This is a genomic window from Polynucleobacter sp. UB-Siik-W21 (assembly GCF_018687415.1).
GTDB lineage: Bacteria > Pseudomonadota > Gammaproteobacteria > Burkholderiales > Burkholderiaceae > Polynucleobacter.
This window is the reverse complement of record NZ_CP061289.1, coordinates 985,852-1,010,488: the sequence shown is the minus strand read 5'-3', so window position 1 is coordinate 1,010,488 and position 24,637 is coordinate 985,852. Positions and strand designations below refer to the sequence as shown.

Sequence of the window (24,637 nt, the reverse complement as noted above, 5' to 3'; positions counted from 1 at the left end):
TAGATATAGATTAGTCCGGAGATGGACACGGTAACATGTCGCCAGTTTTTTTATGAAGTTGTGGTTTGCAATCGACTTGCGGAATTACCTGAACTGTAGGGGTCGACTTTGTTAATGTAGTTGCGATTGGTGTTGCTGCTGTACCTGCATTAGAACTGGTTGGCGGAGCAGCTACGGCTGTAGTTGAACTAGTTGTGGTGGCTCTAGGTGGCTCCAGACCAACAGAGCGATAGAAAGATTTATCCGTACCTGGGCACGGCATGACAGCACCAGTCTTTGGATTAATGACATCTTTACACTGAGGATTAGCCTCAAGCCTAGACTCTAATTTGGCTACAGTACAAGCTGAGAGCATCAACATACCAAGCGCTGTAGCGATGCATAACTTGGTAAACGAATCATTCATTAGCAGTAGTGTTTTCTTTAGTGATCTAATATTTTTGAGAGGAAGTCTTTTGCACGATGGGATCTCGCATCTGGGTTCCCGAAAAATTCATCTTTGCTGCAATCCTCCAGAATACGCCCTTGATCCATAAAGATCACGCGATTACTGACTTTACGAGCAAAACCCATCTCATGGGTAACGCAGCACATGGTCATTCCTTCATTTGCAAGCTTCACCATAACATCTAAGACCTCACCAACCATCTCAGGATCTAGGGCCGAGGTTGGCTCATCAAAAAGCATCACAATCGGGTCCATGCTCAAGGCACGCGCAATGGCAACACGCTGTTGTTGACCGCCTGAAAGTTGCCCAGGAAACTTATCTTTCTGAGCAGTTAAGCCAACACGCTCGAGATACTTCAAGCCATGCGCATTAGCCTCGTCAGCAGAACGACCAAGCACTTTCATTTGCGCAAGCGTTAAGTTCTCGGTAATGCTCAGGTGCGGAAACAGCTCAAAGTGCTGAAACACCATTCCCACTCTGGCCCGTAACTTTGGTAGATTTGTTTTAAGATCATGCAAGCGCACCCCATCCACAGTAATCTCACCAGCCTGAAAAGGCTCTAGAGCATTAATGGTTTTGATCAAGGTCGATTTACCTGAGCCTGAGGGTCCGCAAATCACAACTACTTCCCCTTTTTGAATATTGGTAGTGCAATCGGTGAGGACTTGAAAGTCTCCGTACCACTTCGAAACGTTTTGCAGTTCTATCATGAGGATTTAGAAATAGTCAGTATTAAATAAATAAGGGATAAATTACAAATGTATTAACGAATAATCGCCACTTTGGAGTGCACCGCTCTGACGATCTTCGATAGCGAGAAACAAATAATGAAATAGGTAAAGGCAGCCAAGAGATAGGTCTCCATAGGACGGCCATAGTTCTTACCGGCAATCTCAAAGCCCTTTAATAAATCATAAGCACCGATGGCATAAACCAAGGAAGTATCCTGAAACAGAATGATGGTCTGCGTCATGAAGACGGGAACCATGTTTCTGAAGGCTTGCGGCAATACGATAAAACGCATATTTTGACCATAGGTCATGCCTAAGGCTTCCGCAGCATATCCTTGACCCTTGGGAACCGACTGAATACCAGCGCGCACAATTTCAGAGAAAAATGCTCCCTCAAAAGCAATGAAAGTGATGGTGGCGGATAAGTCAGCACCGATGGGTCTGCCAATCAACATGGGTATCAATAAAAAGAACCACAAGATCACCATCACCAACGGAATCGAGCGCATGGTATTCACATAAATAGTTGCTGGGTAGACTAAGCTAGGTCTACCAGATAAGCGCATCAAAGCTAAGAAGGTACCAAAGACAATCCCGCCAACGGTCGCAATGACTGTCAGTTGCACACTAAACAGCATGCCCTTCAGGATGTAATTCGTGAAGAGTTCCCAGTTATAAAAACTGAGGTCTAGACTGAGCATAAAACCACCATGAAATGATTCATAGCATTCATTTAATGTGCTGCCACTTCTGTATTAGCAACAATGAAGCCAGGAATGCGAGAGCGCTTTTCAAAATAGGTCATCACACGATTTACTGCGAATGCCGATAAAGCATAGAGCAAGGTTACGGCTAAATAGATTTCAACTCCATGCGAAGTTTCTTCTTGAGCCTGCATAGCGAATAGTGTGAGTTCAGGTACCGAAACCGCAAACGCTACTGAAGAGTTTTTGATGAGATTCATGCTCTCAGAAGTAAGAGGTGGAATCACTATACGCAATGCCATTGGCAAAATAATGTAGCGATAACTTTGAAAGGTAGTTAAACCCAAAGCAGTTGCTGCTGCTTTCTGACCGGAGGGAAGTGACTGAATGCCTGCCCTCACCTGCTCTGCAATCCTTGCAGAAGTAAAGAAGCCTAAAGCAATGCTGACTAATAGATAAGATGGAAATGCTTTTAAAGGCTGAAAGAAGGCTGGTATCACGTGATACCAAAGAAATACCTGAACCAAAATCGGAATGTTTCTAAAGAGCTCTACCCATGCAGTAGAAAAGCGTATCAAGAAACGGTTCAATGTCCTTTCTGTGGGTAAGGTACGTAAGGTGCCCATGACAGCGCCAAGTGACATAGCGATGATTAGACTAAGAGCGGCGACAGCCAGTGTCCAGCCCCAAGCCTTCATGAGCCAGTCTAAATAACTGGGATCAGCGTTTTGACCAATACCTAATAAAGCGGAGAAGCAGTGATCAACTACTTCTCCGTCTAAGGTACTTTTACAAAAGATTCCTAAATCCATAAATCCGATCGCATAAACATTAAAGCATTCAGATTAATTAACTTGCGATCTCAATTATTTGTTGTAATCTTCTGCCGGTTTGTCGTTCAGGTTTGCCCAAGCATTCTTGGTTGCTGGAGACAGCTCAAGACCTACTACGATATTTTTCGGTGGAATTGGCGATAAGAACCACTTGTTCCATAAGCCAGGCATTTTGCCGTTTGCAACAATCTTGGCAATTGCTGCGTTTACAGCGGCCTTAAATTCTGGATCATCTTTACGAACCATGATGGCGATAGGCTCTGTACTCAATACTTCACCAACGATCTTGTAGTCTTTTGGATTCTTCGAGTTAGCAATGTTGCCGGCCAAAATTGAACCATCCATCACGAATGCATCAGCGCGACCAGACTCAAGCAATAAGAAGCTATCCGCATGGTCTTTACCATATACCTCATCAAAGTTCACGCCATTGACTTTTTCATGCTTGCGGAGCAACTGAACAGAGGTTGTACCTGTAGTAGTAGCTACTTTCTTGTTAGCCAATTGAGAAATAGAAGTAATGCCAGAATTTGCTTTAACAGCAATCCTGACTTCTTCTATATATAAAGTGTTCGCAAAGCCCACATCCTTAGCGCGATTAGTATTATTAGTGGTTGAGCCACACTCAATATCAACAGTGCCGTTTTGCACTAAAGGCACACGGTTTTGGGAAGTCACTGGCTGATAATTAATGCGTAAAGTGCTCAAGCCAAGCTTATCTTTGATGTCACCCAAAATCATGCGGCACACTTCCACATGGTAACCATCAAAGCGGCTGTCGCCAGTCGTGTAGGACATTGGGATAGAGGATTCGCGCACACCCATCGTGACAGCGCCAGTAGATTTAATTTTGTCCATCGTCGCGCTTGCAGCGTGAACGCTCATGGTGCTCATGAATAACCAAGCAATCAGGCCCGCTTTAATTAAAGACTTGTTCTTCATCGTTTTCTTCAGTCGTTTACTTCTATATATTTGGTAAAAATACTCACATCTGCATTTATAGCAAATTTATGATGGCTATATGGGTATTAAGGCCTTATCTTGCGCTTTTTATTCAAAAATTCAGCACTAACATAGGCAAGACTAAGGGTAATGGAGGATCTACCCTTCCCAGCACGATTCGAACGTGCGACCTACGCCTTAGAAGCTCTAAAAATGAGGTTAATCAATAGCTTAGACAATGACATAAGCCCGACAAGATCAGGTGTTCTATACGCACCGAGATCTGTGGAATCATGTGGAACTGACTCGTTGGTGTGTGGCATCCGCAGAAGTAGAGTCGGTCGAACCGACACCACAGCGTCAGCTTTTGTAATAGCACAATCAAGGATTGAGGATGCTCAATCAAATTTATTCTTCTAGCTCTAACTCAAGATGCAAAGAAGTTTCGGCATCCGCTAACTCTGCATACTCCATCGCAGCCATCTGATCCTCAAATGACAACTGTGCAAAACGCTCTGATGCTTCAAAGTTCTTTTCTCTGTAGTTATCTAAGGCTAGCAATTGATTCCATGCCGCCTTTTGATAATACTCAGCTGACATTCTTCTTAAGTCGATAACTTTGTCGCCTAGGTTTTTATCTAGCATTTTCTATCTCCTTCAATTTGTAATTGAACTTGACTGTGATGCTCTACCTTTCATATGACATCTTTATGAACTTTCTAACTGTCTTTGTCATATTTGAATCCTATAAATCAAGCCCAAATATGACAATTTCACCACTTAAAATTTATCCGTAAATATTTTTTCTAGCGATAGATTTGTCATATTCCTAAATCCAAAATGAGATCTACTTATGGGAGATGAAGAGCAATTCTGCTCCTTTCCGGTCTCCTCAGCTTGCTCTAACAGCCCATAGGTAACCTTATCTGATTAATTTAGGGAGAGCTTAATGACTACCTTTACTACCGAAGATCGCAAACTTGTTGAAAAAGAGCCTATTCCCTTTTATGGCTACTGCGATTTAACTGACCCATCTACTAAGGATGCAAATGCACTTTTGCATCCGGTGCTAAAAAAAATTAAAGTGGAATATAGAGTTGATGACAGCAGCGAAGATTTAGAAGATTAGGCTTTAATGCTCTTTATGTTTTTTGCCTAATTTCTCAGGCTTGCCGTTTCCATATAGACACCAGTATTGGATTTCTTCTGATAGAGCTTCTAGCTCTTTTAATTTAAGAGTCTTTAAGTCAGACAAACTAACCGCCCCAGTTTTCTGCAATTTCTCGATAGTCTCTTTTAGTGCACTCATTTGATGCCTCTTTTTGTTTTAACGGAACAATTCATCTTAATGTGAAGCGTTTCATTATCTCCGATTGGTGCAGCTTTGATCCTTTTTGGGGCATTTTTAGGTTTTATGATCACTTGACTACAAATGATGAAGATAGGTACACATTTAAAACCTTTTAGTTGCTAAAAAGTACTTTGCTGTCATGCAACATACTTGCAAAGGTGTTAATCTAACTAAGTATTAACCCTAATACATTTTAGATAAGGAGCTTTAAATGACACAATTATTGAGCCTCTTTAATCAAGTTTTTGGTAACCAATCCATCAGCAGCGATTTAGAGAAATATATCCCTTCCAAGGCTTTGCAAGCGTTAAAAGTAGTTCAGCAAGCATTTTTGAATCTTTATGATGCCTGGATTGAGGCTAGATTAGAGCAAGCCAAGTATTACAGCAACCATAGTCACATTGAGTAAAAAACATGCTGACGACTGAATTTCTTAGCGGGAATCAGTTTGAAGAATACGGATCTTGGTTAAAAGCCCAAGATCCAGAGACTATTAGCGAATATTTTGGCTGCGCCTTAGGTCCAGAAGCAATTGATAACTTGGTGGAAAAATTTTCTCAAAATGATCAACAGAATCATTTTTTGATAGCCAAAATAAAACATCAATGGGTTGGCACGATCCATATAGCAACCCATACCAAAGCTGTTGAATTTGGCGTGATCGTTGCAATGCTTCATCGTAGGCAAGGAATCGCAAATGCGATGATGGATCAAGCCATCACATGGGCTCGCAATCGTTTTTATACCGACCTATATATGCATTGTATTGAACGCAATAGCGCCATAAAACGCCTTTGCCAAAAGCATGATCTCAAAGTTAGAAATATGATGGGCGATTCACAAGCTGATCTTATCTTGCTTCCACCTACCCCATTCACTTACCTTAAAGAGCAAATGACGGCTCAGCATAACTTGTTAGCCAAGTTTTTTCCCTACCAATACAGCTACCAATAATTAGTCGGTTTTCCCGACACATTTACTGATCAACCTACGCTCTATTACGGCGTTAAATAGACTGGGCGAGCCGGGTCAAAATTTGGTCAACAGACCACAATAAAATCAGGTTTTGTGATTAAATCTCATCGGCTAGTCAAGCCTTTGGCCTGCCCAGCACGATTCGAACGTGCGACCTACGCCTTAGAAGCTTTAAAAATGAGGCTAATCAATAGCTTAGACAATGACATAAGCCTTACAAGATCAGGTGTTCGATCGGCACCGAGATCTGTAGTGCTGGTTGGTAGGCCATGGGTCTTGGACGGCATCTGCAGGCGATCGAATTGTTCAGTGTGGAAATTTGTCGGGTTAACCGACAAATCAGAATGCTGATACCTCCAGATCTGACAACTTCAATGCCATTTTAAATGCTTAACTTACTAACCGAAACTTTACCGTCTGTCCAGGTTATATAACTTGATTCTTTCACTTCGATCCAATGGTCTAAATCATCATCAAATGGTTCGGATGCAATTGTACTTACTCTGCCATCTTTTAAATGAACTTCGTGGGTGTCGGGGGTTCCATAAAAAAGACTAGGCGAATTGTGGTCTGTTGAATAGCGAAACCCCCAGATAGACTTTCCATCACTTAAGGCCGCTGAGAGTCTTAATGGATCAGAGGACTTGTGATGCTCTAATATTTTTTGCACTTTTTCTATAGCAAGACTCATGCCTTTGATGGGGTCATTTATTAAACCCATCGTTAGTGCTAATAAAAAGAGGGCTTCACTGTCCGTTGTACCATGTCTATGGGCATAAAATTCTTTAGATATAAGCGACTCAATTTCTCTTCGATGTATGTGCCAGTCTCCAATATGGCCGTTATGCATAAAACTCCAATTCTCAAATGCGTACGGATGACAATTCATACGGGAAACACTTGTACCTGTAGCCGCACGCACATGAGCAAAAAATAAATTGCTTTTAATATGTCGACTTAACTCTTTGAGGTTTTCGTCATTCCAAGCAGGAAGAACATCTTTAAATAAACCAGGCGATTTTCTATCGCCGTACCAAGCCACTCCGAATCCATCACCATTAGTTACAAAGCTAGATTTTGTTGCCTTTAGACTTTGTGAAATGAGGGAATTCTTTTGTAGGAATAATAGATTTTCTAGATAAATCTCAGCTCCTGCGTATGCCATCCATCTGCACATATTGCTCCTAATGATGTGTTTTTATAACATCCTTTAATGAAAAAATCATCCTAACCCCCAGTGACTTTGCACACTTTAATCCTTAGAGTGCGGTATGAGTGCCATCACACATGGGGGCATTGGCTGATTGTTTGCAGCCACAGAAATAGACTGTAATGCTCTCTGATGCAATAAATTCCAAAGGGCTTAAATCTGTTCTCTGATGTGACCTATCACAAAAGGGTTGGTTATTACTTAAGCCGCAACTGCACCAATAGTAAGTCTGGCCTTTGACTACCTTTACTGGATAAGGTGTATTTTTAGCTGTCTTCTTTTCCATGTTAACTCCCTATAGAAATTATTGATAGAAGTGCTTACTCATATGACCACTCGTAACCCACATCAACGATTTCTAATACATACCCAAAATGATGCAGGCAATAGGTATTCCAGTCTCTATGAAATGCTACCAAAGTTGTATCGCAGTGATGGCGATTAATTAAATTTAGCAGGCCATGATCTTTACTCTCAATCTGCCCGTCCTTGGATTTCACAATCACATAAATAGCATGTTTTCCACTCATAACAACCTCTGCAGGTTCAATGATGGTTTTAGATTACTCTAGTAATTACGCCTAGGGAAGAAGAATTGAGATACCAATACAAAGTGGGCAATTCCTTATCTTGACTTGTAATTTGGTGCCATGCAATAGAATTTCACCTACTAAAAAACTACATAATTAGTTAGACAAACTTCCTCATTAGGTTCAGCATAAGTTGATGTTGATGGGTTTGTTGAGCACGCCTTGGTCCCGTCTCGATACAGCGTGAATCAATCCATCCATTAGCAACCATTTTTCCGCTTTGATAGGAGGATGCCATGGGTACCCAAAATTTACAAATTGAAGAAGATAGCTTGACCGAAAAGTTTTTTGAACTTCAGAGTAATGAATTGGTGCAAGAGCGATTAATTTGGCAACATTTAACAAAGCGCAAAATCAATGAAATGAATCATATCCCTGATGAAAGCTATGCAGACTGGGGTGAAGATTGAGTAGCCAGAGATGAAAATAACCGTCTATCGTTACAAAGTGTATGACTATCAGCATGATGACTTAGCTCATATCCCGCCGCACTATGCGACACGAGAATATATTGAACAACTAGAAGGGACAACCATCATCGAATATGACCATTTAGAAGTTGAGGTATCTGATTTAGACGCTCTTGGCCGGATTATAGTTAAAGAGGATTGACCATGTGCTCGAAAAATAGTCATTTATAAAAAATTATTAACGTCAAATAAAAAAAGAAAAAAATGAATCCAATTAGACTGAGTAATTCAATACAAGATTGTATTTTGTCGCTGCAAAAAGTGAACATAGGCAAATTTCCCAAGCACAGTATTGCGGATTGTCAGCATTCTCTTAAACAAAAGAATCATGGCTAAAATTTTTAAGAATTGCTCATAGTGGGTATCGTTTTAAAGGACATTATAAGAATATTTCCTTAGCATCGTTTAAGTTGACGCTTGGCCGGTACGGACCATATGAAGTTGGCCTGCCCAGCACGATTCGAACGTGCGACCTATGCCTTAGAAGCTGGAAAAATGAGCTAGAACAACAACATAAACAATGACATTAAGGTGTTAGTTTTTGATGTGGCATAGGCACCGAGAATGTTGGTATCGGGTGGGATACCACTGATCTTGAGCGGCATTCACAGGCGGTTGGATGGTCAGATGTCTAATTTGTCGGGTAAACCGACAAATTTGGAATGCAGACGCAACATGAAGAATAAACAATCCTAGAGCATCGTCACACATAAGATACGCATTAAGACCAACAGGCGCTTCAATCGTTTGATATGGTACTTGTCATGGAGGCTTAATGCTCAATAGTACAAGACCTTACTGTGCCTGATTTTTCTCAAGCTGAGTATTTACTAAAGTGACTACATCATCAATGATTGAGAGATGCATACCTTTATGTTTGGCAATTGATTGAACTAATTTATCGACCCGCTCAATGTTCTTTGCTCCGCCATACAGTGCCCTTGCTGCAGAAGATGGATTGGCTAAACCATTGGCTGCAGCAGCATACTTTTCAAAAGGAACTAAATCTTTAGGCTCAGCACCAAGAGATACACATAAATCTCCAACCCAATCGTACGTTACTTGAGATGCCTTCATGTCAGAATGCACCGCATCTTTGATTGGACGTATGCCTTTAGAAGTGATGCAACGGTAGTTACCTGTCATGAGCATGCTCCATTTTGCCAGCGGCACAAACACTGACTCAAATATCTTCAGCTTGACTGGCAGCTCAATCTTTTTTCCATCTACATCAAACCTCACTGCCTCAATATCAGCAGCAATTTGTCGCAGCATCTTGGTATGCTCTTCTGACTCAAACCGAGCAGCTTTAAAGTTTGTCGGTAAGCGAACCTGTAATACATTCACTCCCTCTTCCGGTGGTCTAAAGGCTTGAGCATCTGGACTGCATAAGGTCATGAATCGAGGATCGAACTGATCCCAAACCTTATGGGCTGTATAGCATTCAACATAGTCGTTAGCATTAATGCCTGGAATACGGTGTAGGTAAGGTAGTGGTGGCATATTCATAATCGACATCGTTGGAATCTGCTGAATGGCTACAGCTTCCAATAAGTCACTCACATCCGTGGCGCCATATTGAGGCTCTTGCATCGCCAAAACCACTAAATCAAAGTTTGCTGAAGTGACATTTTCCGGAGTAGCAGCATTGATTCTGCCTGGCAAGTTACGAGAATCAATTTCAACCAATGCATCCCGACCCTTGACCGGCAAGCGCACGCGCGTTCCTACAGAATTAATGAGCTCAACTTCTGCAGGTAAACAGACTAAGGTTGCGTTATGTCCCGCTAGAGCTAACTTACTTGCTAATAAGGAGCCATAAGAGGCGCCAAAGATCAGAATATTGAAATGCTGTTTTGAATTGGCTTGCATTTAGTACTCCCCTCCAACATGGTGAATGTCTCCTCCAGCCAATAACAATCTAGGACAGGTTTTTTAGTTAGAAGAGCCAATGTATAGTGCAATGATTGGTGGGTATACCTAGTACATACCCGCTCCGTCTCGTAATGCTTGAATCGATGATTTAAGTGCTAATTCAGCTAGACCAAGCTTTACCTTAAGAAGAAGTAACACTATCAATAGACAAGCTTGCTTCATAAGCGCACAATCAAACGATGGTTTGATCTATGTCAAATTGAAATAGATGAAATTATGTTAGTAGTTAATTTAACTAGGAGTGCATTGTGAAATTACTGAGACATTATTTCATTAGCAATAATTTAGATGACCTAGAGCTTTTCGAAGAACAGCTAGAAAAAGAAAATATTGCTACTGCACAAATTCATGTGCTCAGCAATGACATTGAAGGAGTTCGACAGCACCCACACCTTCATGAAGTCCAATCTTTCATGAAAATAGACATTGTTCATTCTGGCTTAATTGGGGCTGCAGTTGGCGCCTGTGTTTTTTCAACCGTACTGATGCTGACCCATTATCTAGATTGGCATAAATCTGGCGCAGGTTGGATGCCATTCATATTCCTTGCATTAATTTTATTTTGGTTTTGCATATGGGAAGGTGGTTTAATTGGCATCCATAGGCCAAATCACCTTTTTGTCCAGTTTAAACAGGCACTTAAAGATGGCCTACATGTTTTCTATGTAGACCTCTACCCTTCTCAGGAAGCGATATTGGATCGTGTACTTAAATTGCACCCACAGGTCAGTTTGGCTGGAACTGGGAAATCTGAACCGCATTGGCTGGTCCTATTTCAACAAAAAATAGGCATGATTCGCCACTGCTAAATCATCTTGCTCTTTAGATGAGGCTGCCATCATTTAAGTTCAGCCTAATCCTTGCATCTGTTCTGGCAATGACATTCTTAGCTGGGGGATCTCTATTTCTATTTAGTCTAGGAGATGATTCGAATCCTAGACTCATTCCAGATCAGGTAATGACTGTATTTGTAGATCCTAAACCACTAAGAGAATTTGCCCTAACCGATCAAAATAGTCATGCGTTTGATCTTGCACACCTAAAAGGTAACTGGTCCTTTCTGTTCTTTGGCTATACGCACTGCCCTGATATCTGCCCAAGTACCTTAGCAAGCCTATCTAAGCTACGAGAGCAATTAACTAAAGGCGTCAATGGCAGTAAAAATGTTCAATTTGTCTTTATTTCAGTAGACCCTAGGCGCGATACAGCAGCTATCCTCAAGGAATACACTGGCTACTTTGACCCCTCTATCATTGGTGTCACGGGTACAGAATTAGAACTGCGCAATGTAACGAGGCAGCTAGGCGCTCTATTTGAAGTTGAGTCTGCGCTAGATAAAGAGAGTTATCAGGTTTATCACACCTCAGCGATATTCTTAATCAATCCACAAGGTCAGTACGTAGCATCATTGATGCCACCCTTCGATATCAGTACGATCAGCAGACGTTTTAAGATTCTTACAAAGATCAATGCAATGAACTCTCAACTCTAAAGGCGACATTGTGAAATTATCACTATCACTCATTCTAGGTTTAATCCTGAGCTTCAGTTCGGCACAGTTGAAGGCAGCAGATTCTAAAATCAATATTAGCCATGGGTGGGTTAAAGAGGCACCGCCAAGCGCAGAAGTGCTTGCTGGCTATATGGACTTACAAAATCAATCTCCGCAAGCTCAGACCCTTCTAGGGGCTCGTAGCGCTGACTTTAAATCAGTCATGCTGCATCAAACAGTCAGTAAGGGAGGAATGGCGCATATGAATCACACACCCCAGATTGAAATAAAGCCGGGGTCTACGCTGCAATTGACCCCAAGTGGATATCACCTGATGCTCATGAACCCTAAAAAAGGATTAAGACAAGGGGATCAAGTGGAAGTGCTGCTTGAATTTAAAGGGGGCTTAGTGTTACCAGTGAAATTGAAGGTCAGTAAAGAGCAGCCTTAGGAGCTCAGATTAACCTGACCAATAGGCTTAATGCGGTCCAGCACTGTCTTACTACCGCCGAGTAAATTATCGCGATCCTGATTTATTTTATTTGGCGTATTTTCATTATGAGCAACCAAAATAAAAGTAAATACAATTAATCCGATGCAAACCCCGCACAGGATCCATGCATTAATAGAGAAATATTTCTGTTTCATTCAAGATCCTCAAGTTCAAATCAGATAACTCGAAACATTAACTACCAAAAAAGACATTACGCGTTAAAAAAGTATAGTCACCCTCAAGTACGCCAATGCCAACCAGAGTTAACAGCAATAGTGGTGGCACAAGAATCGCATAAATCAGGGCCACCCGCTCCCAAACCATATGCATGAAGAACGCAACAATTAAGCCCGCTTTTAACATCATGAAAATGATGATCAAGGCCCATCTCAAGTAGCCCTCAAAGTGGAAATAATCAACAGAGTAAGACAGACCACTCAATATAAATAACAGCGCCCAAATCTTGAGGTAAATGCCAATGGGGTGTTGTTTAGGATATTCCATGATTCCCCCCTACCAAAGATAGAAAAAAGCAAAAATGAAGACCCACACCAAGTCTACAAAGTGCCAATACAGGCCCATGATTTCAACGATCTCGTAATTTCCTTTTCTTCCCGTCATAAATCCAGGGCGATTATGTTCTAAATCACCGCGATAGACTTTAGCGGCAACAATTAAAAGAAATATCACTCCAATAGTGACGTGAGTACCATGAAATCCCGTGATCATAAAAAATACAGATCCGAATTGATGGGCACCCATGGGATTAGTCCAAGGCCTTACACCCTCTTCTACAATCAACTTGGTCCACTCAAAGGCCTGCATGCCAACAAAGGATGCCCCCAAAATAGCAGTGATGATTAATAGGATAAAAGTTACTTTTCGGTTCTTGCGATATCCAAAGTTCACTGCCATCGCCATCGTTCCGCTACTACTAATTAAAATGAAAGTCATGATTGCAATCAGCACTAGCGGCACTTCTTTGCCAAATAGCGTTAAGGCAAACACTTCACTGGGATTTGGCCAGGGTTCTACAGCAGAAATCCGCACAGTCATATACGAGATTAAAAAGGCGCTAAAAATGAAGGTATCGCTCACGAGGAAGATCCACATCATGACCTTGCCCCAAGGGACATTCTTAAACGCCGTTTGATCAGAGGACCAATCCGATACAAAGCTTTCTGGCCCTGTATAAGGTGTTGGAATTACTTCTACGTGGGTTGAATGGGCTTCTGACATGTTTAGATCCTATCTACCGAATTCCACAGAGTTTGAGGACGAGGTCAAGATTGTCGCCAGCGAACAATAGTCCAAAAAGGACTAACCAAACTAGTAATAAAAAATGCCAATACGTAGTACAAAGCTCGATACTGTTTTGCACCTTAGCAATATCTACATTGCTCCAAACTTTAGGGGCAGTTCGGCTCCAGGCAATTAAACCACCCACCATATGCAAACAATGTACGCCGGTAATCATGTAAAAAAATCCAATTGCTGGAATGGTGATATCAAAATAAACCATTGAGCTTAATTGCCGCCAAGCAAGCACTTGACCAAATAAAAAAACCAGGGTTAAGGCCCCGCCTAGGAGTAAGCCAATACGCATCGCATCCATGTTTCTGTGGCGTACTGAGTATTGAGCCCACTGCATTGATAAACTACTGAGTGCCAATATGCCTGTATTAATCCACAACAACTGTAGTTGTGGCACTGGACGCCAATCTTCATAACCCATCCGGCCGGCATAGGCAACGAGCATCAAGGTAAATAAGACTGCTACAACACCCAGAAATACCCGTAGGGCAATTTTTTTAGCATAGGCAGTAGAGCTACGTCCTGCATACAAGTTATCTAATTTAGCTTGCTCAACGGACCAAGGCTGCGCCCTTAATATTTGAAAGATTCCCATTAAAAGGAATCTCTTTCTTTCTGAGTTGCGTTGGCATCCATCACTACATCACTAGGCGGCACATTTTGAGGGATGAAATCTTTGACGACTCCCGGAACACTATAGTCATAAGCCCAACGGTAAACCACAGGCAACTGAGGACCAAAATTACCGTGTACTGGAGGTGTTTCAGAAGTCTGCCATTCCAGAGTCGTCGCATTCCAAGGGTTACTATTAGCTACCTTACCTTTGGTATAGCTACGAATCAGGTTGTAGATAAAGACAAACTGAAAAGCACCAACCACAATGGCAGCAATAGTGATGCCGGCATTTAAGCTCTGGGCTGACTGCGGTATGAAATCGGTTCCGCCAACCGCGTAATAACGACGCGGCACACCAAGAAATCCAAGATAGTGCATTGGTAAGTAGACAGCATAGGTGCCTAAGAATGTAGCCCAGAAATGGATCTTTCCAAGTTTCTCATCTAACATGCGCCCGGTAATTTTGGGATACCAATGATAAATCGCTCCAAATACAACCATCACTGGTGCAACCGCCATCACCATATGAAAGTGCGCTACCACAAACATGGTGTCAGACAACGGTACGCTTACGGTGACATTGCCAAGGAATAAACCAGTGAGTCCACCGTGAATGAATGCAAAGATAAATCCAATTGCAAACAGCATTGGCACACTTAAGATGATATTGCCATGCCACAGAGTTAAAACCCAGTTATATACTTTGAGTGCTGTTGGTATAGCGATGATTAAGGTAGTCGTGGCAAAGAAAAAGCCAAAATAAGGATTCATACCGCTGACATACATGTGGTGGGCCCAAACCATAAAGCTCAAAACCCCAATTGCAACGATCGCCCACACCATCATGCGATAACCGAAAATATTCTTTCGAGCATGAACGCTAATCAGATCAGAAACAATACCAAAGGCTGGTAAAGCAACGATATAAACCTCAGGGTGCCCAAAAAACCAAAATAGATGTTGGAATAGTAACGGACTACCGCCAGCATGCTCACCTTGTTGGCCCATTGAGACTAGGGCTGGCATGAAAAAGCTTGTGCCTAAAGTGAGGTCTAAGAGCATCATGATCGCACTTACAAATAGCGCTGGAAAAGCAAAGAGTGCCAATATGGTCGCCATAAATATGCCCCAGACTGTTAAAGGCAAACGCATCATGGTCATTCCACGTGTTCGTGCTTGTAAAACAGTAACCACATAGTTCAGGCCACCCATCGTAAAGCCAATAATAAAAAAGGTTAAAGAAATGAGCATCAAAATAATGCCCCAGGTAGCACCAGGCGTCCCTGGCAGAATCGCTTGGGGCGGATATAGAGTCCAGCCAGAACCGGTAGGTCCACCAGTCACAAAAAAGCTAGCAACAAGAAGCAATACAGCAAACAAATAGATCCAGAAGCTCAGCATATTGGCGTATGGAAAGACCATATCGCGCGCACCAACCATCAATGGGATGAGGTAATTACCAAACGCCCCCAAGAACAAGGCGGTTAAGAGATAAACGACCATGATCATGCCGTGCATGGTCACAAACTGCAAATAATTACTAGGATTAATAAAAGAGAATGTGTCTGGAAAACCTAGCTGCAAACGCATTAACCATGACATCACCAGAGCCACAAAACCGATTGCCATCGCAGTAATACCATACTGAATTGCGATTACTTTGGCATCCTGACTCCAGATATATTTACCGAGAAATGTTTTGGGATGGTAAAGCTCCATCTCTTTGACTTCCAACGGTGGCGCAAAATTGGACGCGTCATGCGCAACATGTTCCATCAAAATCTCCTCATGAGTAAATGGATCATTTCAAGGTCCCAATATAGGTAACAAGATCGTTAATGGTTTGCTCTTGCGTTAAAAATGAGGCAACCGATGACATCTGTTGTCCGTATAAATCCTTCGGATGGGTTCCACGAACACCATCCCTAAAATGATTTAATTGGGTCACTAAATACCAGTCACTCATGTTCTGGAGTCTTGGAGCTTTGGTTGACTCAACCCCTGCTCCATTAGGGCCATGACATGCCGCACAAGTGCTGTTGTATAAATCTTTTCCTTTGCCAAGACTGTCCTGGATCGTAGGTTGAGAAGGCGTATCAGGCAGCGTTCGAATATAGGCGCTGACATTAGCAATATCAGCAGGAGAGACTAAGGTTGCAGCCATTGGCACCATTACCTTGCCATTAACATCTTGATCCTTGACGCCACGTGCGCCCTGCTTAAAGTTCATGAGCTGCCGACTCAAATACCAATCCGCTTGGCCGCTTAGCTTAGGGGCATTTAAGGCTTTATTACCCTCTCCTTGGGCTCCATGGCAGGCAGAGCAGACCGCATAAAGTGCTTGACCAGCAGCAGCATCACCATTTTTTTGTGCTTGGGTTTGGGCAAATGTAGGATAGCTGCTTAGCCAAGCTTGATAGGCGTCATCACTTTCAATCACGACTTTGCCACGCATGACATAGTGGCCTACACCACAGAGCTCATTACAGAGAACATCGAACTTCCCAATACGGGTTGGTGTAAACCAGATAAAAGTGATCATGCCTGGCACAAGATCCATCTTGGCCCGAAATTGCGGTACCGCAAAGTTATGCAGCACATCAACAGACCTTAGCAAGGCTTTCACTGGTTTTTTTAGAGGAAGATGAACCTCTTGGCTTGATACCAAAATATCGTCTTGCCCATTCACATCCTGTGGATCGATGCCAAAGGGATTCTTTTCAGTGATAAATTTGGCATCAACTAAACCCATCTTGCCGTCTTTACCAGGAAAGCGATAGCTCCAATTCCATTGCTTACCAACCACTTCAAAGAGACTGGCATTGGATGGAACATGCACAAAATCAGACCATACAAATAGTCCTGGGGCCAACATGGAGGCAATGCCAATGGTGGTAATACCAATGAGCCACCATTCTAATTTCTTATTTTCAGGCTCATATCCAGCTTTACTGCCTTTACGATGACGGAAACGGATGATGCAATAAACAACAAATAAATTAACAATGACAAAGACAGCGCCTGTAATCCAGAATGTCAAGCCGATAGTGTTGTCAATTGCAACCCAATTCGACGCAATTGGCGTGAAGTACCAGGGACTCAAGAATTGAAAAAGGACTGAGCCAATGACGAGTAATGCAATTATGATCGCAAGTGCCATAACGCCTTTCGCTCCTAGAGCATTTCGCCCTTTAGGATTTAAGCTACATCAACGCCATGAACTCTGGGATATCTCTATCTAGAAATGAAACCTCTCATCAAAAATAAAGTTCTTTAAACTCTTTCTGAAGATATACCTAATATCTTAGATAAACGATAATTTAATAAGTGTTAACCCGTAAATTCTTATAAAACCTATAATTTTTCTGGTGCAGCGCACCAAACACTGCAATATTTATTCAGCGCAAAACTGTAACAAATATTGGACATACTAGGAGAAAAATTATTAAGAATGGAATAACTGCCCACATCAACTCAATGTAAATGCTTTTATGAAAATGCTTCTTTTTCAAGCCTAATCCTCTGCGATGTTTAATAATTAAATAAATGGTGATACCAAAACTAATTATAAAAGTAGCACTGCAGAGCAAAAATATAGACTGGTGTATAGCGGTGATGTTGCGTACTGTGGTTTCTATCTGCTCAAAAAAAATATTATCTATTCTAATTTGAGTTGACAGCATCATATGCAAATACTCAAAGGAATTGATCTTAGATCAGCTCGATATAAGAAGACTAATGCTTCCATTTTTTCCATATTTTTAGTAAGCCTGCATTAAAGTAATTAAGCAATAAAAATTAGTACCTTTATATTAGTTGAGCGTAATTGAACAAAGCTACGCTATTGTTACTAAGGGTTTGCCTTAGTGATTGGCCAGTAGTAATCTAAACTGAGTCGAATGGTTTTATGTGGAGTTTGTCGATTAAACCGATAAATAGAAACCACCTAAAGATGGGCTTTTGACTAGATCCGATCGGCCAGTCTGGTGTTTGGCCTGCCCAGCACGATTCGAACGTGCGACCTACACCTTTAATCCCTTGGTCGCGAGAGCTCTTAAATATGAAGTGAGCCACTATAGAATGGACTAATTTGATTGACATAGCTCTCACTAAACTTCTTCTGCCGATCTATCATCACTATGGATATAGAAAAAGTACTCACTAAATTGTCCTTGAGTGGCTAGTTCTGGTGACACACATAACTAACATCAGATATGTGCTCACTTAGTTATTGATTACACTAGGATTAACACTTAAATTAGGAGCTTCAATGCCAAGCGATATTGAAATAGCCCAACAAGCCAGTATGAAGCGCATTGCGCAAGTTGCTAAAGAGAAATTAGGGATTTCGGATGACTATCTAGAGCCTTATGGCCATTACAAAGCGAAGGTATCACTACCCTTTTTAGAGACGCTAAAGGGCAAGCCGGATGGCAAACTTATATTAGTGACAGCCATTAGTCCTACTCCAGCGGGTGAAGGTAAGACCACGACCACCGTAGGTCTAGGAGATGCACTTAATCATATTGGCAAGAAAGCAATGATCTGTTTGCGTGAGCCTTCTTTGGGCCCAGTGTTTGGTATCAAAGGTGGCGCTGCGGGTGGTGGTTACGCGCAGATTGTACCCATGGAAGATATTAATTTGCACTTTACGGGGGACTTTAGTGCGATTGCTCTTGCTAACAATCTTCTGGCTGCATTGATTGATAACCATATCTTTCATGGCAATGTTTTAGGAATAGATAGCCGGCGCATTCAATGGAAGCGTGTAGTGGATATGAACGATCGTGCCCTGCGTCATATAACCAATGGCTTGGGTGGCCCGGGTAATGGCTATCCCCGTGAGGATGGATTTGATATAGTGGTGGCATCTGAGGTCATGGCAATTTTTTGTCTTGCTATCTCCTTGGAGGATCTCAAAGAGCGTCTCTCCAATATTGTAGTGGCCTATACGCGTGATCTCAAGCCAATCTTGGTTAAGGATCTCAATGCCCATGGTGCGATGACTGTTTTACTAAAAGATGCTCTCGCTCCAAACTTAGTGCAGACTCTTGAAAACAATCCTGCCTTTGTGCATGGCGGACCTTTTGCTAATATTGCGCATGGATGTAATTCGGTGATTGCAACCCAGGCGGCATTGAAGTTAGCCGACTATGTGGTGACTGAGGCTGGATTTGGCGCTGATCTTGGGGCTGAGAAATTTATTGACATCAAGTGCCGTAAGTCAGGTTTGCGCCCAGCTGCTGCAGTGATAGTGGTCACCGTTCGCGCCATGAAATACCATGGCTATGCAGAACTTGCTGATCTCACCAAAGAAAATCTCTCTGCCCTTGAGAAAGGTCTTGTGAATCTAGAGCGCCATGTAGAAAACATTACACAAGTGTATCAAATACCCTGCGTGGTCTCCATCAATCAGTTCATAAGTGATTCGCCTGCGGAGATTGATCTCATTAAGAAACGCATGGAGAAACTCGATGTGAAAGTGGTGATTGCATCGCATTGGTCTCATGGCGGTAAAGGTGCAGAGGAGCTAGCTAAGATTGTGGTGCAGCTCTGTGACACCCCATCCAACATGCAGTTTGTCTATGAAGAGTCTGATTCTTTATGGGATAAGATGAATCACATTGCGAAGAAGGTCTACCGTGCCAGCGAGGTAACCGCAGACTCTAAAATTAGAGCGCAGATCCAAGGTTTACAAGAGCAAGGCTATGGCCACTATCCAGTATGCGTTGCCAAGACACAAAGTTCGTTCTCAACTGATGCCAAGCTACGCGGCGCCCCCAATAATCATGTAATTAATATCCGTGAAGTTCGTCTTGCGGCTGGCGCTCAGTTTGTGGTGATGGTTTGTGGTGACATCATGACCATGCCGGGTCTGCCAAAAGTACCATCGGCTGACAAGATTGATCTAATCGATGGCAAGGTGGTGGGTTTGTTTTAAAGGTTTAAGAATTTGCGCGCCCCTTTAGTGCTTGCTGCCGTTTTGCAATTGCTGAGAACCAGTTGAAAAAACTCGTTCTAATAATTCTTCATTGCTATTAGCGGTCATCAACCCAAAAAATTTCCATAAATAAAATTTACCGTTTAAACGAGCTTTGATAGGTGAAATTCATACAACTTTAGTCGAGTAACCTACGAACAAACTGTGTAATGACTGTGTAATGAACTAAAACAGTACCAATGTAGCTGCGTCCGCTTATATCTATTGAGGTGTTTGGCCTGCCCAGCACGATTCGAACGTGCGACCTACGCCTTATTCATTACAAGCGTCACTTAACAAGACACTTGTAATTATGTTTTCAGATTTGCGTTTGGGCGACCTGAATTATTTAGAGTCGGTTAAACCGACACCACAGCGTCAGGGCTTACATAGACTGTTATTGGCCATAAAGCAGACCCTAACCTTACTTGCTAATGACGGGCAGAAATCGACCCATAGCAGGCGATCAAAGAAAAACCACCCGAAGGTGGTTTTAGTGTTTCTTAGTGGCTCGGAGTGGAATCGACCTGGGCGCAGAATAACTCCTAGTCTTGATTGCCCTTGGCAACTGAACGCATGATCCTCAGCAATTCAACATCGTTGTCTGGAAGACCATCAAGAAAGCCAATCAGATGAGGCACATCCTTGGCGATCTGGTTACCCCCATAAAATCTTAATGCCCAATTGGGAAAGAGTCTTTGATCAATTTCGTCCAATTCAATTCGATGAAGAATTGTATGGCGATAGTCTTTTTGAATTTTTTCCCAGATGAACAGCACATCTTTTCTTTTACCTTCAAGAATCTGCGAGAAATGGCCATTTTCATAGAATAAAACGCCCGTCAACTCGTGCCCTTGATTCCACTTATGAGCAACATCAAATAAGCGAACCAGACTTGAAAGACCCATATCCTGAGTTGCCTTACTGACATAACTAAACTCGACTAATTGATTTGGATCATCTGAACTCATTGCATCCTCCTCGGAGCAAAATGGGTTTAATGAAAACAAAATAGTATGATCTTTTAATCAGCAGACGTATATATGCAATAACCCTAGCAAGCCCGTACATGAAAAAACCACCCGAAGGTGGTTAGTGTCTCCCCAGCCGATAACGATCTTGAGTTGGCTTTACTATGACAATTCAATTTATCCCTAAGTAGGATGGAATATAGCTAGGATTAACCCTTAAACATACTGAGAAATGTCGTTTAAAACGACAATATAAGTAATGGCCATTGATTAGCGTCACATAAATCGATGCCTGATCCTTGTCCTAATAAAGCAATAAAAAGACAAAACCAATAAATAAAGCTAGGAATATTCCAATTGCAACTATGCGTGTAAATTCGCCAATTCGCAACCAAACAGATTTCGGTTGACTTGTATAGTAGACGGCACTGGCCCGCTCTCTTTGCTTAATACGTTCTTGGTAATCTTTTAACCATGCCTCATCAACCCCCGCCAAAAATACTAGCGCATCATCTGGCTTGTAGTTAATAGAGTCTTGATATTCATTTAATGTCAGGCCGGGAAGGCCTTTTGCGGCCAACAGCTGATTTGCTTTATTCCAATCTTTACATAACTTAGATACAGCCTCAGCCCTTTGGTTATGACTTTGATTATCTAACTCGAGCTGTTTAAGCAGCTCTTCTTTAGAAATGCGACTTTCATCCATAAGAAACTCTAATACTAAATACCTTGATTAGTCTATTGTTTAGGGCGTGACTTAAATAGATGCTCAATCACTGGAATATGAACATTGGAGCTCTTAGTCAACAAAAGCTTCAAAAAGAATATATTGAGATTTTTTATTTGGTTAATATGAATATCGGTTAACTGTGAACAACAACCTAAGGTCTTTTAAGGATTTAATGGTCGGAATCAGATAAGCAGATTATTTAGCGAAAGAAATTGATGAGAATATACATCATCTATTATCCATTATGACTACCAATACTTTTTAATAAATTTGTAATAAGCCTTACTAATAAAATCGTTCAAGATAAGTTGAAACTCATAAACTGCTTTAGCGCTTGGTAGAAAATTAATCACCTTAGGCACCGCAACATCAACCAGAGAATCCAGTGGATAAGTTTGCACAGGCACACCTTCGCTTTCAAATAGCAACTTAGATCTAAACATCTCAAACGCAGAAGTCACTAAGATTCCTTTTTTTAGGTCTTTTTCAGCTAGGATCTCTTTAACTGCCTGAGCCGCTCCTTGGATACTTTCTACTTCAGGTGTTACAAGAATTTGATTTGGGCTCAAGCCACCCTCTTTAGCAAAATCAGACAATACAAGTGCCTCTGTTTTCTCATCAACTTTTACTGGTAATTTTGCGCTCACAAAGATTAGGTATTGGGCCTTACCTGCCTTCATTAGTTCCATCCCAGCGTTCAAGCGTTCAGGATAAATACGCTCATAAACTAGCCCACCCGAAGAATTCACTACTTTAATAATTCCACCTATCACGATAACTACATCAGCATTTTTTACTTCGCCGGGGGCCCTTCTTAATTGCCCCTCTTCTAAATAGACCAACATGGCTTGAGACACAAATGGACTACTAATGATTAGCAGGAATAAGCAAGCAAAAAAGATAGGGGTTCTTTTGAGGGCAAATAGACCCCACAGCATTAATAAAATAATCGCAATTAATGGGTAGCCAAAGTATGGTGCAAAACTATGTATCACTTAAGAACCTCATCTTACTTTTATAGATTATTCGTAAGACCTGCTCACAATAGAAATGAATGGATACTGGATCTTAAAGATAATTATGAGGTTAGTCGACGCTCTATTCAAGATCAAATTTATGCTTCGCATTAGATTTTCATTAGATGAAAAATTGAAGAATTTGATTAGACAATCCCTAGATTTAGGAGCAGACTAATTTTGTGCTGATATGTTCTTTGAGCGCCACTTGGCCCTGTTTAGATTCAGCGTGACTCAATCAATTCATTGGCAACCAATTTCATTTTGTTAGGGGTAAATCATGAATCCCCAGCAACTAGAGATCGAAGAAGACAGTTTTCCAGAAAAGTTTTTTGAACTCAAAAGCAATGAATTAGTGCAAGAGCGATTAATCTGGCAACAACTCATCAGACGCAAAATTAATGAAATGCAACATATCCTCCAAATACAGGTTAATCAGATTTGAGTGCTATTTAATCGATTACGGTAGATTTTTTTGATTTAAATTTAAATTTTGTTGGTTTATACGACAAAATTGACCTAAAACACCCCCCCATTTCAGCTCCTGCTACCTGATGTGAAATTCATTCCTACCTAGGTTAGAACTGAATCTAGGCAAATTTTTACCTCTATTTAGACTTAAAAGCTAAAGTTTTACTTTAGATGACCGTAATAAATGCCTATGAGCCCATTTTTTGCTTAAAAAGCTAGTAAACATATATTCTCCTTTTTAGATTCCTTATTTCTTGCATTTGCAGATAGATTGGTATGACAGCCACCGAAGCTCGTTCAGCAGCCAAAGCAGTTGGTAAATTCTTGCGAAAAGCTAGGGAGGCTAAGCACGCTAATATTTATTCAATCTCAGGCTTATGTGGTCTTAGTGTTGACACCATTGCTAGGCTTGAAGTGGGCGATCTATCCAAATTTCATCAAAACCCGGATGAAGCATTTCACAATCTAACAAGTTATGCCCGGGCCTTAGGTGTGGAGCTATCTATGGATAGTCAATCTATTAGCGATCAATCCTATCTTGAATCAATACCAAAGAAAACTCTGGCTCAGATCCAGGATGACGCCCAACCATTCATTCCAGCATTCCTTAGGAAAAGAAATTAATCGAACATCAGATTAAATTGAAATACTTGTTTTAAAGACTGCATAACAGTTATAGCAGTAAGTTCTTCAACTCTTAAACATGATTTAGTCGTTTTATTGATAAAAGGATCAATATGACTTTTAAGATATCGCCCAAGAGTGAATTTCACATTACAGAACGCATGACCTATCGTAAAGATAATAAAGAAATCAACTGTGGATTTCTTTGGAAAAGTGGTTCATTCCTTGTTAAACACCCACCCAATTTTCTTGCTGAATATGAGCCTGATATTGGAATCAGCGTCGGGGCGCACGACTTCTCCGAGGTAATACTATCGGATGAAGGCCAAAAGCTAATTTATTTTTCAGAAACTACTCCTAATGCTGAGCAAGATTCTTTGGCTGACATTTTTAGCAACAGTAAAACAACAGATGATTTTGACATCGGCTTTCAGCATAAAGGCTGGCAACTTGTAGATATTGATATTGTGATGTGGGGTGAACTGGCAATTACCGGTGATGGTGAATCTCAGAAAGACTAAGAAATATTTTTACCTAACTCACCAAAGTATTGAGGCTTATGAGAGAGAATCTGTCAGCTTACCCTTCAATTAGCTGTCGATATAATCATGTCTTGAACCTTAGAGTCGGGTCAAACCGACACTCGATCGCCAGGGTCAAAGTTCTATCTAGCCCGTCCCAGTCGCAGGGGTGCCGATAGTCACACAGGATCCCCCACGCTGAATCAAGGTGATCTCAACGT

The 24,637-nt window shown here is 41.5% G+C and carries 33 protein-coding genes; 12 read left to right on the top strand and 21 right to left on the bottom strand.

Features of this window, described 5'->3' with window-relative positions; genetic code table 11:
• Positions 1-10 precede the first annotated feature (10 nt).
• The 6 genes from C2756_RS05260 to C2756_RS05235 all read right to left on the bottom strand — a co-directional run bounded on the left by C2756_RS05260 (position 11) and on the right by C2756_RS05235 (position 4,303).
• On the bottom strand, positions 11-406 hold the full coding sequence (locus C2756_RS05260; protein WP_251372122.1) for a hypothetical protein: 396 nt from the start codon (positions 404-406) through the stop codon (positions 11-13).
• Positions 407-423: 17 nt separating this feature from the next.
• The gene (locus C2756_RS05255) at positions 424-1,158 is read right to left on the bottom strand and encodes an amino acid ABC transporter ATP-binding protein (RefSeq protein ID WP_215320594.1); all 735 of its coding nucleotides are present in this window, start codon (positions 1,156-1,158) and stop codon (positions 424-426) included.
• Between the two features lie 53 nt (positions 1,159-1,211).
• Complete coding sequence (locus tag C2756_RS05250) at positions 1,212-1,880, bottom strand: amino acid ABC transporter permease (protein WP_215320592.1); 669 nt, start codon at positions 1,878-1,880, stop codon at positions 1,212-1,214.
• A gap of 32 nt (positions 1,881-1,912) precedes the next feature.
• Positions 1,913-2,695: an amino acid ABC transporter permease gene (locus C2756_RS05245; RefSeq protein WP_215320590.1), complete on the bottom strand. Its 783-nt coding sequence runs from the start codon at positions 2,693-2,695 to the stop codon at positions 1,913-1,915.
• A gap of 54 nt (positions 2,696-2,749) precedes the next feature.
• Positions 2,750-3,658 (bottom strand): amino acid ABC transporter substrate-binding protein, encoded by a 909-nt coding sequence (locus tag C2756_RS05240; RefSeq protein WP_215320588.1) that lies wholly within the window; start codon positions 3,656-3,658, stop codon positions 2,750-2,752.
• A 408-nt stretch (positions 3,659-4,066) separates the two neighbouring features.
• Positions 4,067-4,303 (bottom strand): hypothetical protein, encoded by a 237-nt coding sequence (locus C2756_RS05235; RefSeq protein WP_096674812.1) that lies wholly within the window; start codon positions 4,301-4,303, stop codon positions 4,067-4,069.
• 304 nt (positions 4,304-4,607) lie between these two features.
• On the opposite strand from C2756_RS05235, the gene C2756_RS05230 reads away from it, so the two are divergent.
• Positions 4,608-4,787: a hypothetical protein gene (locus C2756_RS05230; protein ID WP_215320586.1), complete on the top strand. Its 180-nt coding sequence runs from the start codon at positions 4,608-4,610 to the stop codon at positions 4,785-4,787.
• A 3-nt stretch (positions 4,788-4,790) separates the two neighbouring features.
• On the opposite strand, the gene C2756_RS05225 is transcribed toward C2756_RS05230, so the two are convergent.
• The gene (locus tag C2756_RS05225; RefSeq protein WP_215320584.1) at positions 4,791-4,967 is read right to left on the bottom strand and encodes a hypothetical protein; all 177 of its coding nucleotides are present in this window, start codon (positions 4,965-4,967) and stop codon (positions 4,791-4,793) included.
• 253 nt (positions 4,968-5,220) lie between these two features.
• Between C2756_RS05225 and C2756_RS05220 the strand changes: the two genes are divergently transcribed.
• Both C2756_RS05220 and C2756_RS05215 read left to right on the top strand, forming a co-directional pair.
• Positions 5,221-5,418, top strand: coding sequence for a hypothetical protein (locus tag C2756_RS05220; protein ID WP_215320582.1), 198 nt, complete (start codon positions 5,221-5,223; stop codon positions 5,416-5,418).
• Positions 5,419-5,423: 5 nt separating this feature from the next.
• A complete protein-coding gene (locus tag C2756_RS05215) occupies positions 5,424-5,963 on the top strand; it encodes a GNAT family N-acetyltransferase (protein ID WP_215320580.1) in 540 nt (179 codons plus the stop codon).
• 403 nt (positions 5,964-6,366) lie between these two features.
• Here the strand turns inward: C2756_RS05215 and C2756_RS05210 are convergent, their stop codons facing one another.
• The 3 genes from C2756_RS05210 to C2756_RS05200 form a co-directional block, all read right to left on the bottom strand.
• On the bottom strand, positions 6,367-7,149 hold the full coding sequence (locus C2756_RS05210; RefSeq protein WP_215320578.1) for a class II glutamine amidotransferase: 783 nt from the start codon (positions 7,147-7,149) through the stop codon (positions 6,367-6,369).
• 94 nt (positions 7,150-7,243) lie between these two features.
• The gene (locus tag C2756_RS05205) at positions 7,244-7,480 is read right to left on the bottom strand and encodes a CDGSH iron-sulfur domain-containing protein (protein ID WP_215306029.1); all 237 of its coding nucleotides are present in this window, start codon (positions 7,478-7,480) and stop codon (positions 7,244-7,246) included.
• 34 nt (positions 7,481-7,514) lie between these two features.
• A complete protein-coding gene (locus C2756_RS05200) occupies positions 7,515-7,724 on the bottom strand; it encodes a hypothetical protein (RefSeq protein ID WP_215320575.1) in 210 nt (69 codons plus the stop codon).
• Between the two features lie 296 nt (positions 7,725-8,020).
• Between C2756_RS05200 and C2756_RS05195 the strand changes: the two genes are divergently transcribed.
• Positions 8,021-8,194 (top strand): hypothetical protein, encoded by a 174-nt coding sequence (locus C2756_RS05195; RefSeq protein WP_165766412.1) that lies wholly within the window; start codon positions 8,021-8,023, stop codon positions 8,192-8,194.
• Between the two features lie 10 nt (positions 8,195-8,204).
• Entirely contained in the window at positions 8,205-8,396 is a 192-nt protein-coding gene (locus C2756_RS05190; RefSeq protein ID WP_215320573.1) for a hypothetical protein, read from the top strand.
• 653 nt (positions 8,397-9,049) lie between these two features.
• On the opposite strand, the gene C2756_RS05185 is transcribed toward C2756_RS05190, so the two are convergent.
• Positions 9,050-10,126, bottom strand: a complete 1,077-nt coding sequence (locus C2756_RS05185) for a hypothetical protein (RefSeq protein ID WP_215320571.1) — start codon at positions 10,124-10,126, stop codon at positions 9,050-9,052.
• A 311-nt stretch (positions 10,127-10,437) separates the two neighbouring features.
• Between C2756_RS05185 and C2756_RS05180 the strand changes: the two genes are divergently transcribed.
• From C2756_RS05180 to C2756_RS05170, 3 genes are all read left to right on the top strand, one after another.
• Positions 10,438-10,998: a hypothetical protein gene (locus C2756_RS05180; protein WP_215320569.1), complete on the top strand. Its 561-nt coding sequence runs from the start codon at positions 10,438-10,440 to the stop codon at positions 10,996-10,998.
• Positions 10,999-11,147: 149 nt separating this feature from the next.
• Complete coding sequence (locus C2756_RS05175) at positions 11,148-11,681, top strand: SCO family protein (RefSeq protein ID WP_215320567.1); 534 nt, start codon at positions 11,148-11,150, stop codon at positions 11,679-11,681.
• 10 nt (positions 11,682-11,691) lie between these two features.
• Positions 11,692-12,132, top strand: a complete 441-nt coding sequence (locus tag C2756_RS05170) for a copper chaperone PCu(A)C (RefSeq protein ID WP_215320564.1) — start codon at positions 11,692-11,694, stop codon at positions 12,130-12,132.
• On the opposite strand, the gene C2756_RS05165 is transcribed toward C2756_RS05170, so the two are convergent.
• The 7 genes from C2756_RS05165 to C2756_RS11195 form a co-directional block, all read right to left on the bottom strand.
• The gene (locus C2756_RS05165; RefSeq protein WP_215320562.1) at positions 12,129-12,329 is read right to left on the bottom strand and encodes a hypothetical protein; all 201 of its coding nucleotides are present in this window, start codon (positions 12,327-12,329) and stop codon (positions 12,129-12,131) included. The two genes, C2756_RS05170 and C2756_RS05165, sit on opposite strands and share 4 nt — an antisense overlap.
• A gap of 37 nt (positions 12,330-12,366) precedes the next feature.
• Complete coding sequence (locus C2756_RS05160; protein WP_215320560.1) at positions 12,367-12,678, bottom strand: cytochrome C oxidase subunit IV family protein; 312 nt, start codon at positions 12,676-12,678, stop codon at positions 12,367-12,369.
• A gap of 9 nt (positions 12,679-12,687) precedes the next feature.
• Entirely contained in the window at positions 12,688-13,413 is a 726-nt protein-coding gene (locus C2756_RS05155; RefSeq protein WP_215320558.1) for a heme-copper oxidase subunit III family protein, read from the bottom strand.
• Positions 13,414-13,426: 13 nt separating this feature from the next.
• Entirely contained in the window at positions 13,427-14,083 is a 657-nt protein-coding gene (locus tag C2756_RS05150; RefSeq protein WP_215320556.1) for a cytochrome c oxidase subunit 3, read from the bottom strand.
• Positions 14,083-15,822 (bottom strand): cbb3-type cytochrome c oxidase subunit I, encoded by a 1,740-nt coding sequence (locus C2756_RS05145; protein ID WP_215320828.1) that lies wholly within the window; start codon positions 15,820-15,822, stop codon positions 14,083-14,085. The genes C2756_RS05150 and C2756_RS05145 overlap by 1 nt, the downstream gene beginning before the upstream one ends.
• Before the next feature lie 82 nt (positions 15,823-15,904).
• Positions 15,905-17,263: a c-type cytochrome gene (locus C2756_RS05140; RefSeq protein WP_215320554.1), complete on the bottom strand. Its 1,359-nt coding sequence runs from the start codon at positions 17,261-17,263 to the stop codon at positions 15,905-15,907.
• A 238-nt stretch (positions 17,264-17,501) separates the two neighbouring features.
• The gene (locus tag C2756_RS11195; protein ID WP_215320552.1) at positions 17,502-17,786 is read right to left on the bottom strand and encodes a cytochrome c oxidase subunit II transmembrane domain-containing protein; all 285 of its coding nucleotides are present in this window, start codon (positions 17,784-17,786) and stop codon (positions 17,502-17,504) included.
• Positions 17,787-18,373: 587 nt separating this feature from the next.
• On the opposite strand from C2756_RS11195, the gene C2756_RS05130 reads away from it, so the two are divergent.
• A complete protein-coding gene (locus C2756_RS05130) occupies positions 18,374-20,044 on the top strand; it encodes a formate--tetrahydrofolate ligase (protein ID WP_215320550.1) in 1,671 nt (556 codons plus the stop codon).
• A 584-nt stretch (positions 20,045-20,628) separates the two neighbouring features.
• On the opposite strand, the gene C2756_RS05125 is transcribed toward C2756_RS05130, so the two are convergent.
• The 3 genes from C2756_RS05125 to C2756_RS05115 all read right to left on the bottom strand — a co-directional run bounded on the left by C2756_RS05125 (position 20,629) and on the right by C2756_RS05115 (position 22,779).
• Positions 20,629-21,054, bottom strand: a complete 426-nt coding sequence (locus C2756_RS05125) for a BLUF domain-containing protein (protein ID WP_215320548.1) — start codon at positions 21,052-21,054, stop codon at positions 20,629-20,631.
• Between the two features lie 304 nt (positions 21,055-21,358).
• Entirely contained in the window at positions 21,359-21,760 is a 402-nt protein-coding gene (locus tag C2756_RS05120) for a hypothetical protein (protein ID WP_215320546.1), read from the bottom strand.
• A 272-nt stretch (positions 21,761-22,032) separates the two neighbouring features.
• Complete coding sequence (locus C2756_RS05115; protein ID WP_215320544.1) at positions 22,033-22,779, bottom strand: YdcF family protein; 747 nt, start codon at positions 22,777-22,779, stop codon at positions 22,033-22,035.
• 301 nt (positions 22,780-23,080) lie between these two features.
• Here C2756_RS05115 and C2756_RS05110 point away from each other — a divergent pair, with 301 nt between their 5' ends.
• The 3 genes from C2756_RS05110 (at position 23,081) to C2756_RS05100 (ending at position 24,416) form a co-directional block, all read left to right on the top strand.
• A complete protein-coding gene (locus tag C2756_RS05110) occupies positions 23,081-23,245 on the top strand; it encodes a hypothetical protein (RefSeq protein ID WP_215320542.1) in 165 nt (54 codons plus the stop codon).
• 302 nt (positions 23,246-23,547) lie between these two features.
• On the top strand, positions 23,548-23,895 hold the full coding sequence (locus C2756_RS05105) for a RodZ family helix-turn-helix domain-containing protein (protein WP_215282602.1): 348 nt from the start codon (positions 23,548-23,550) through the stop codon (positions 23,893-23,895).
• 113 nt (positions 23,896-24,008) lie between these two features.
• Positions 24,009-24,416 (top strand): hypothetical protein, encoded by a 408-nt coding sequence (locus C2756_RS05100; RefSeq protein WP_215282603.1) that lies wholly within the window; start codon positions 24,009-24,011, stop codon positions 24,414-24,416.
• The last annotated feature ends 221 nt before the right edge of the window (positions 24,417-24,637 follow it).

Coding starts and splice junctions, on each gene's coding strand:
- C2756_RS05130 (WP_215320550.1), top strand. CDS start 18,374: ATGCCAAGCGATATTGAAATAGCCCAACAAGCCAGTATGAAGCGCATT.
- C2756_RS05100 (WP_215282603.1), top strand. CDS start 24,009: ATGACTTTTAAGATATCGCCCAAGAGTGAATTTCACATTACAGAACGC.
- C2756_RS11195 (WP_215320552.1), bottom strand. CDS start 17,786: ATGCTGTCAACTCAAATTAGAATAGATAATATTTTTTTTGAGCAGATA.
- C2756_RS05155 (WP_215320558.1), bottom strand. CDS start 13,413: ATGTCAGAAGCCCATTCAACCCACGTAGAAGTAATTCCAACACCTTAT.
- C2756_RS05110 (WP_215320542.1), top strand. CDS start 23,081: ATGAATCCCCAGCAACTAGAGATCGAAGAAGACAGTTTTCCAGAAAAG.
- C2756_RS05225 (WP_215320584.1), bottom strand. CDS start 4,967: ATGAGTGCACTAAAAGAGACTATCGAGAAATTGCAGAAAACTGGGGCG.
- C2756_RS05145 (WP_215320828.1), bottom strand. CDS start 15,822: ATGGAGCTTTACCATCCCAAAACATTTCTCGGTAAATATATCTGGAGT.
- C2756_RS05195 (WP_165766412.1), top strand. CDS start 8,021: ATGGGTACCCAAAATTTACAAATTGAAGAAGATAGCTTGACCGAAAAG.
- C2756_RS05235 (WP_096674812.1), bottom strand. CDS start 4,303: ATGCTAGATAAAAACCTAGGCGACAAAGTTATCGACTTAAGAAGAATG.
- C2756_RS05120 (WP_215320546.1), bottom strand. CDS start 21,760: ATGGATGAAAGTCGCATTTCTAAAGAAGAGCTGCTTAAACAGCTCGAG.
- C2756_RS05190 (WP_215320573.1), top strand. CDS start 8,205: ATGAAAATAACCGTCTATCGTTACAAAGTGTATGACTATCAGCATGAT.
- C2756_RS05150 (WP_215320556.1), bottom strand. CDS start 14,083: ATGGGAATCTTTCAAATATTAAGGGCGCAGCCTTGGTCCGTTGAGCAA.
- C2756_RS05210 (WP_215320578.1), bottom strand. CDS start 7,149: ATGGCATACGCAGGAGCTGAGATTTATCTAGAAAATCTATTATTCCTA.
- C2756_RS05200 (WP_215320575.1), bottom strand. CDS start 7,724: ATGAGTGGAAAACATGCTATTTATGTGATTGTGAAATCCAAGGACGGG.
- C2756_RS05205 (WP_215306029.1), bottom strand. CDS start 7,480: ATGGAAAAGAAGACAGCTAAAAATACACCTTATCCAGTAAAGGTAGTC.
- C2756_RS05230 (WP_215320586.1), top strand. CDS start 4,608: ATGACTACCTTTACTACCGAAGATCGCAAACTTGTTGAAAAAGAGCCT.
- C2756_RS05160 (WP_215320560.1), bottom strand. CDS start 12,678: ATGGAATATCCTAAACAACACCCCATTGGCATTTACCTCAAGATTTGG.
- C2756_RS05220 (WP_215320582.1), top strand. CDS start 5,221: ATGACACAATTATTGAGCCTCTTTAATCAAGTTTTTGGTAACCAATCC.
- C2756_RS05240 (WP_215320588.1), bottom strand. CDS start 3,658: ATGAAGAACAAGTCTTTAATTAAAGCGGGCCTGATTGCTTGGTTATTC.
- C2756_RS05250 (WP_215320592.1), bottom strand. CDS start 1,880: ATGCTCAGTCTAGACCTCAGTTTTTATAACTGGGAACTCTTCACGAAT.
- C2756_RS05255 (WP_215320594.1), bottom strand. CDS start 1,158: ATGATAGAACTGCAAAACGTTTCGAAGTGGTACGGAGACTTTCAAGTC.
- C2756_RS05215 (WP_215320580.1), top strand. CDS start 5,424: ATGCTGACGACTGAATTTCTTAGCGGGAATCAGTTTGAAGAATACGGA.
- C2756_RS05165 (WP_215320562.1), bottom strand. CDS start 12,329: ATGAAACAGAAATATTTCTCTATTAATGCATGGATCCTGTGCGGGGTT.
- C2756_RS05260 (WP_251372122.1), bottom strand. CDS start 406: ATGAATGATTCGTTTACCAAGTTATGCATCGCTACAGCGCTTGGTATG.
- C2756_RS05140 (WP_215320554.1), bottom strand. CDS start 17,263: ATGGCACTTGCGATCATAATTGCATTACTCGTCATTGGCTCAGTCCTT.
- C2756_RS05245 (WP_215320590.1), bottom strand. CDS start 2,695: ATGGATTTAGGAATCTTTTGTAAAAGTACCTTAGACGGAGAAGTAGTT.
- C2756_RS05125 (WP_215320548.1), bottom strand. CDS start 21,054: ATGAGTTCAGATGATCCAAATCAATTAGTCGAGTTTAGTTATGTCAGT.
- C2756_RS05185 (WP_215320571.1), bottom strand. CDS start 10,126: ATGCAAGCCAATTCAAAACAGCATTTCAATATTCTGATCTTTGGCGCC.
- C2756_RS05105 (WP_215282602.1), top strand. CDS start 23,548: ATGACAGCCACCGAAGCTCGTTCAGCAGCCAAAGCAGTTGGTAAATTC.
- C2756_RS05175 (WP_215320567.1), top strand. CDS start 11,148: ATGACTGTATTTGTAGATCCTAAACCACTAAGAGAATTTGCCCTAACC.